The 7,565-nt window shown below is 73.8% G+C and carries 4 protein-coding genes and 1 pseudogene; all 5 read left to right on the top strand.

Annotation, left to right across the window (positions count from 1 at the left end; translation table 11 throughout):
- Positions 1-2,313: translation initiation factor IF-2 (gene infB, locus ACX6XY_RS29660; RefSeq protein ID WP_460337573.1), on the top strand; the 2,313-nt coding region annotated here is incomplete at its 5' end.
- 160 nt (positions 2,314-2,473) lie between these two features.
- Positions 2,474-2,770, top strand: coding sequence for a DUF503 domain-containing protein (locus tag ACX6XY_RS29655; RefSeq protein ID WP_460337570.1), 297 nt, complete (start codon positions 2,474-2,476; stop codon positions 2,768-2,770).
- A gap of 124 nt (positions 2,771-2,894) precedes the next feature.
- Positions 2,895-3,362: a 30S ribosome-binding factor RbfA gene (gene rbfA / locus ACX6XY_RS29650; protein WP_460337567.1), complete on the top strand. Its 468-nt coding sequence runs from the start codon at positions 2,895-2,897 to the stop codon at positions 3,360-3,362.
- Positions 3,359-4,264, top strand: coding sequence for a tRNA pseudouridine(55) synthase TruB (gene truB / locus ACX6XY_RS29645; RefSeq protein ID WP_460337564.1), 906 nt, complete (start codon positions 3,359-3,361; stop codon positions 4,262-4,264). Before rbfA ends, truB begins: the two co-directional genes overlap by 4 nt.
- A gap of 290 nt (positions 4,265-4,554) precedes the next feature.
- A pseudogene (locus ACX6XY_RS29640) lies at positions 4,555-7,565 on the top strand (hypothetical protein); the annotation flags it as partial.

Below are 7,565 nucleotides of genomic sequence, written 5' to 3'. Positions count from 1 at the left end.
AGTGTGTATAAGAGACAGCCGCAGGGCCAGGGCGGCCAGGCCGGTCGTCCCTCGCCCGGCAACATGCCCCGTCCGCAGGGCGGCGCGGCGGGCCCGCGTCCCGGCGGCGGTAACCGTCCGAACCCCGGCATGATGCCGCAGCGTCCCGCTGCCGGCCCGCGTCCGGGCCCGGGCGGCGGCGGCCGTGGTCCCGGCGGCGGCGGTGGCCGTCCCGGCGGCGGCGGTCGTCCCGGCTTCGCCGGTCGTCCGGCCGGTCCCGGCGGCGGCGGTCGTCCCGGCGGTGGCGGCGGCTTCGGCGGCGGCGGTGGCCGTCCCGGCGGTGGCGGCGGCTTCGGCGGTCGTCCCGGCTTCGGTGGCCGTCCCGGCGGTCCCGGCGGCCGTGGTGGCACGCAGGGCGCCTTCGGCCGTCCCGGCGGTCCCGCGCGTCGTGGCCGTAAGTCGAAGCGGCAGAGGCGCCAGGAGTACGAGGCCATGCAGGCCCCGTCGGTCGGCGGCGTGATGCTGCCTCGCGGCAACGGCGAGACCGTTCGCCTGTCGCGCGGTGCCTCGCTCACCGACTTCGCCGAGAAGATCAACGCCAACCCGGCGTCGCTCGTCGCGGTGATGATGAACCTCGGCGAGATGGTCACGGCCACGCAGTCCGTCTCCGACGAGACGCTGCACCTGCTCGGCGACGAGATGAACTACACCGTTCAGATCGTCAGCCCCGAGGAGGAGGACCGCGAGCTGCTCGAGTCCTTCGACATCGAGTTCGGCGAGGACGAGGGCGGCGAGGATCTCCTGGCCGCGCGTCCGCCGGTGGTGACCGTCATGGGTCACGTCGACCACGGTAAGACCCGACTGCTCGACGCCATCCGCAAGACGAACGTCATCGCGGGCGAGGCCGGCGGCATCACCCAGCACATCGGTGCCTACCAGGTCGCGACCGAGGTCAACGAAGAAGAGCGGCGCATCACCTTCATCGACACGCCGGGTCACGAGGCGTTCACCGCCATGCGTGCCCGCGGCGCCAAGTCGACCGACATCGCGATCCTCGTGGTGGCGGCCAACGACGGTGTGATGCCCCAGACGATCGAGGCGCTGAACCACGCCAAGGCGGCCGACGTGCCGATCGTGGTCGCGGTCAACAAGATCGACGTCGAGGGCGCCGACCCGACCAAGGTGCGCGGCCAGCTCACCGAGTTCGGCCTGGTGGCCGAGGAGTACGGCGGCGACACCATGTTCGTCGACATCTCCGCCAAGGAGGGTCTGCACATCGACTCCCTCCTGGAGGCCGTGGTCCTCACCGCGGACGCCTCGCTCGACCTGCGGGCTAACCCGGACCAGGACGCGCAGGGCGTGGCGATCGAAGCCCACCTGGACAAGGGCCGCGGCGCCGTCGCGACCGTCCTGGTCCAGCGCGGCACCCTGCGCGTCGGCGACACGATGGTCGCCGGTGACGCGCACGGCCGCGTCCGCGCGATGCTCGACGACCGCGGTGAGAACGTCGAAGAGGCGGGTCCCTCGACCCCGGTCCTCGTCCTCGGCCTCACCAACGTTCCGGGCGCCGGAGACAACTTCCTGGTGGTCGACGAGGACCGTACGGCCCGTCAGATCGCCGAGAAGCGTGCCGCCCGTGAGCGCAACGCCGCGTTCGCCAAGCGCACCCGCCGGGTGTCCCTCGAGGACCTCGACAAGGTGCTCAAGGCGGGCGAGGTCGAGCAGCTCAACCTCATCATCAAGGGCGACGCGTCCGGTTCGGTCGAGGCCCTGGAGTCCTCGCTGCTCCAGCTCGACGTCGGCGAAGAGGTCGACATCCGGGTCCTGCACCGCGGCGTCGGTGCGGTCACCGAGTCGGACATCGACCTGGCGATGGGCTCCGACGCCATCGTGATCGGCTTCAACGTGCGCGCCGCCGGGCGTGCCACGCAGATGGCCGACCGCGAGGGTGTGGACGTCCGCTACTACTCGGTCATCTACCAGGCGATCGAGGAGATCGAGGCGGCCCTCAAGGGCATGCTCAAGCCGGAGTTCGAGGAGGTCGAGCTCGGTACGGCGGAGATCCGCGAGATCTTCCGCTCGTCCAAGCTGGGCAACATCGCCGGTGTGCTGGTCCGCTCCGGCGAGGTCAAGCGCAACACCAAGGCGCGCCTGCTGCGCGATGGCAAGGTCATCGCGGAGAACCTCACCATCTCCGGTCTGCGCCGTTTCAAGGACGACGTCACCGAGATCCGCGAAGGCTTCGAGGGCGGTATCAACCTCGGAAACTTCAACGACATCAAGATCGACGACGTCATCGCGACGTACGAGATGCGCGAGAAGCCGCGCGGCTGACCGCCCGGCGACTCAACCGGCGTAACCACGCCGGATCGGGGCCGGTCGGCGGGAGGAAATTCCCGTCGATCGGCCCCGGCCGTTGCGTGTACGGTTTGGATGTCCCTGCCAAGAGGTTGGCGGGGCGTCGATCCCGTACCGGCGGGTCATCCGGATCAGCATGTATGTGGGGACACTGTCCTTCGACCTGCTTCTCGGCGACGTACGGTCGCTGAAGGAGAAGCGTTCGGTCGTCCGCCCGATCGTCGCCGAACTCCAGCGCAAGTACGCGGTCAGCGTCGCGGAAGTGGGCGACCAGGACCTGCACCGCAGGACCCGGATCGGCCTCGCGGCGGTCTCGGGGGACGCCGGGCACCTCAGGGACGTACTGGACCGCTGCGAGCGGCTGGTCGCCGCGCGGCCGGAGGTGGAGCTGCTGTCGGTACGGCGGCGGTTCCACGGCGACGAGGACGACTGACGGCGCCCGCGCTGTCGCACCGACGCGAAGACACAGAGACTTACCGAGTGGGACCGCACGACGGAACCACACAGCAGCACAGCTGAACGAACAGCTGGACAGCAAGAAAGAGGGAGACGGACCAGTGGCCGACAACGCTCGGGCGAAGAAGCTGGCGGACCTCATCCGGGAGGTGGTCGCCGAGAAGCTGCAGCGCGGCATCAAGGACCCGCGCCTCGGTTCGCATGTGACCATCACCGACACTCGGGTCACCGGTGACCTGCGGGAGGCGACCGTCTTCTACACGGTCTACGGCGACGACGAGGACCGGGCGAGCGCCGCCGCGGGCCTGGAGAGCGCCAAGGGCGTGCTGCGCTCCGCGGTGGGCGCGGCGGCGGGCGTGAAGTTCACCCCGACGCTCGCCTTCGTGGCCGACGCCCTGCCGGAGAACGCGAAGACCATCGAGAACCTTCTCGACAAGGCCCGCGCGTCCGACGCCAAGGTACGCGAGGCCTCATCGGGCGCCGCGTACGCCGGTGACGCCGACCCGTACCGCAAGCCGGGCGAGGCCGACGCGGCGGACGCCGCCTCCGGGAGCGACGCCGCCGAATGAGCCAGCACGACACCACGCCGGACGGACTTGTCGTAGTCGACAAGCCGTCCGGCTTCACTTCGCACGACGTCGTCGCCAAGATGCGCGGGATCGCCAGGACCCGGCGTGTCGGACACGCGGGGACGCTCGACCCGATGGCGACCGGGGTCCTGGTACTCGGCGTCCAGCGGGCCACCAAACTGCTCGGCCACCTGGCGCTGACCGAGAAGGAGTACCTCGGAACCATCCGGCTGGGCCAGAACACCCTGACCGACGACGCCGAGGGCGAGATCGTCTCGTCGGCCGACGCCTCCAAGGTCGCCCGCGACGCCATCGACGCCGGGATCGCGAGGCTCAGCGGCGACATCATGCAGGTGCCGTCCAAGGTCAGCGCGATCAAGATCGACGGCAAGCGCTCCTACAAGCGGGCCCGCGAGGGCGAGGACTTCGAGATCCCGGCCCGCCCGGTCACCGTCTCCTCCTTCACGGTGTACGACGTCCGCGACGCGGTCGCCGCGGACGGCACCCCGGTACTCGACCTGGTCGTCTCGGTGGTCTGCTCGTCCGGTACGTACATCCGCGCGCTGGCCCGCGACCTGGGGGCCGGCCTGGGCGTCGGCGGGCACCTCACGGCGCTGCGGCGCACTCGGGTCGGCCCGTACAAGCTCGACTCCGCCCGCACCCTGGACCAGCACCAGGAGGAGCTGACCGTGATGCCGGTCGCCGAGGCGGCCGCGGCGGCCTTCCCGCGCTGGGACGTCGACGAGAAGCGGGGCCGCCTGCTGCTGAACGGCGTACGGCTCGAACTCCCCGAGGAGTACGGCTCCGGCCGCCCGGTCGCCGTGTTCGGGCCCGACGGGCGGTTCCTCGCGCTGGTCGAGGGCCAGCGCGGCAAGGCGAAGAGCCTGGCGGTCTTCGCCTGACACGCGGCGAGGCGCGCCGTCCGCCCGGAGGGCGGGCCGCGCGCCCGCGGCGAGGCCGCTGACGCCACCGTGGCGCGGCTCTCCACGTGCGGGGCTCTCCACGTGCGGGGACGGGCCTGGCACTCCGCACCGGGCCCGTCCACCCGGCGCGCCCGCGCCGGTTCACCCCTTTGGGCAGGCGCTCGAAGTGAAGCCGGGGGGCTTTGGGGGCGCATCCGGTTGGCCTCCTGTTCCGCTGATCACGATCGCCCTACGGTCGGTGACAGCGGGCGTGGCGTGGAGGTTCGACGATGGCGGCAGGGGACTCCCGGACCGGGGACCGCCCCCGGACCGTGGACCGGGAGGACGCGCTGGTACGGATCTGCGACCTCGCCGGACGGCCACGGGGGACCGCCTTCGCCGCGGACGACCACGGCACACTGATCACCAGCCACGAGGCCGTCGACGGCCTCACCGGCCTGGTGCTGCACGGCCCCGACGGCCGCACCGGCGTCGTCGCCGACGACGCGGTCACCCCGCTGCCCGAGGCCGACCTCGCGCTCGTACGCGCCGAAGGGCTCGGCGTGCGACCGCTGCCCGTCACCCTGCGGGCGGGCCTGGCGACCGGCGGCTATGTGCGGATCGCCGCGTGCGGCTGGCGCGCGGCGCGCGTCCTGGGCACCGGTACCCCGGTGACGTACACCGCGACCGACCGCTCACACCTCGTCCCCGCGGCCGTGGAACTGGCGATCGGCACCGACGGCAGCGACGCGCTGCGCCTGGGCGGCGGGGCGGCGGGCGGACCGGTCCTGGACGTCGAGACGGGCGCGGTGCTCGCCGTCCTGGGCACCGCGCTCGCGGCGGGGCACCGGACCGCGGCGGGCTTCGCGGTACCGCTGCGGGAAGCCGCGGCCGCGTGCCCCGACGGCCCGCTCGCCCGGCTGTTGCGCCGCAACGCCGCGACCGTCCCCGCGTACGGGCGTGACCTGAACCTGGCCGGTGCGCTGCACCTGACCGCCACGTCGGTGGGATCCGACGGCCCGCGTGACGCGGCGGGCGGGCCGTCGGGCCCCGGACCGCTCCCGGTGGAGCGGCCCGACGTGGTGCGCGCGTTCGCCGACTTCCTCGCCTCGCCCGCGTATGTGATCGCGCTCGTCGGCGATCCGGGCACCGGCCGTACGACCGAACTCGCCGCGCTGGCCGGGCGTCGCGCGCGGGGCGTCGAGCCCGCCCCCACCGTCTGGCTGCGCGGCGCAGGACTGCGCGCCGACGACGCCTCGATCGCGGACGCCGTGGCACGGGCACTCCAGGACGCGGGCCGCATCATCGCGGCCTCGGCGGACCACGGCGGGCCTGGCGGACCCAGCGGCGCGGGGGCGGAGGGGCTCGGCGGCGTGGAGGGGCTCGGCGACATCGGCCCCGACCGGGTCGCCCGGCTGGCCAGGGACGCGGGGCGGCCGTTGCTCCTGCTGCTCGACTGCCCCGAGGAGATGCCGCCCGCCCTGGCACACCGGCTCGCCGAGTGGACCGCCGGGACCGTCGACTGGCTGCGCGACACGGGCGTCAGGCTGGTCGTGGCCTGCGGGCCCGCCTACTGGGAACAGGCCGGGGCGTACTTCCCGCCCGGCTTCCTGCACACGGTCGACGGCCCTGGCTTCGTACACGCGGTCAACGCCCCCGGACGGCTGCCCGCGGTCAACGCCCCCGGACGGCTGCCCGCGGATGACGGCCCCGGACGGCCCGCCTCCGACGGCCCCGGCTTCCTGCGCGCGGATGGCGGCTCTGGGGGGCCCGCTGGCGATGGTCCGGGTTTCCTGCATGCGGACGGCGGCTCTGGGGGGCGGCCTGCTTCCGGCGGTTCCGGCTTCCTGTGCGCGGGTGACGGCTCTGGGCGGCCCGCTTGCGACGGCCCTGGCTTTCCGCGCGCGGGCGACGGGCCCGGATGGCTGCCCGCTCGCGATGGCTCTGGGCGGCAGCCTGCGGACGACGGACCTGGGTGCCCGCCCACTTGCGGTGGCGCCGGTTTCTCGCGCGCGGGCGATGGCTCTGGGCGGCAGCCCGCCTCCGACGGTTCCGGCTTTCTGCCTGCGGCCGACGGCCCCGCACGGCTGCCCGCCTGCGTGTGGCTGGCGGACCTGCCCGAACCCCAGGCCGCGCGGGCACGCGCGCGGTTCGGCGTTCCGGACGGCGCGGTGGCCCCCGAGGTCGCCGCGCACCCCCTCGCCCTGCGGCTGCTCTCCGAGGTCAGGGCGGCGCTGCCCGAGACGGCCGAGGGGCGTCCGGGGCGTGCGGAGATCTTCACCGCGTACCTGGACCTGGTGTGCCTGCGGGTCGCGGTACGCCTCGCGGCGCCGCTGCGGCTGCGCGGGACGGCCGTGCGCAGGCTCGCGGCGAAGGTGTCCGGGCAGCTGCACGAGGCGGCGCGGTGCTCGCTCGGGCCCGGACAGGGCGAGCTCGACCGGGACGCGTTCGAGGCCCTCTTTCCGTGGGCCACCGGCTGGGCCTCCGCGGTCCTCACCGAGGGTGTGCTGGTCCCCGCGGGCGCCGGATACCGCTTCGCGCACGAGGAGCTCGCGGACTGGATGCAGGGCGCGCATCTGGATCTGGACGCCGCGCTGCGCGCGCTGGTCCACCGTCGGCGCACCGACATCGCGCCGACCGGGGCCCCGGTACGGCCCCAGGCCATCGCCGTACCCCGCCACCGCGTAGGCCCGGTAGTCCAGGCCCTCCTGCTGCTCGCCCGCCAGGGCAGCGTCGCGCGACTGTCCCGCCACCTGGAGGACCTGATCCACGCGGCCGACCACTTCGCGTCCCACACGGCCCTGGCCCCGGACCCGACCCTGACCCCGACCGCGGCTCGGCCCCCGGCTCCGACTCCGGCCATGGGCCGGGCACCGGCTCAGGCTCAGGTCTCGACTTCGTCACCAGCTCCAGCTCCAGCTCCAGCTTCGGCCTCGGCCTCGGCTCCGGCCCCGGAGCAGGGGCTCGCACCCGAGCCTCTCCGCAGCGGTGAAGGCGTGCGACGGTCCTGGCGGCCACCCGAGTGGGCCGCTCCCGCGGAACGGGCCACCGGTCGCCACAACGGCACCCTGGCAGCCGAAGACGCCCAGCCACTCCGCGCGGCGTCGGGCGCTGAGGGAACCAGGGACGTGAGCGCCGGGCCGGGCGGGCGCGGCGTATCGGCCGAGCCGACCGGTGCCGGCACACCCGTCGGCGGCGACGCGCGCGTCATGGGCGCGCCCCCGGTGACGGCCGCGCCGCCCCCCGGGGGGGCGTGGGGCGGGGGCTTAAAAAAAAAAACCACCCCACCAGACCCGACAGG

The organism is Streptomyces sp. O3 (genome assembly GCF_054788135.1).
Note: the sequence above shows the minus strand (reverse complement) of the source record. Positions and strands in the feature narration are given on the sequence as shown.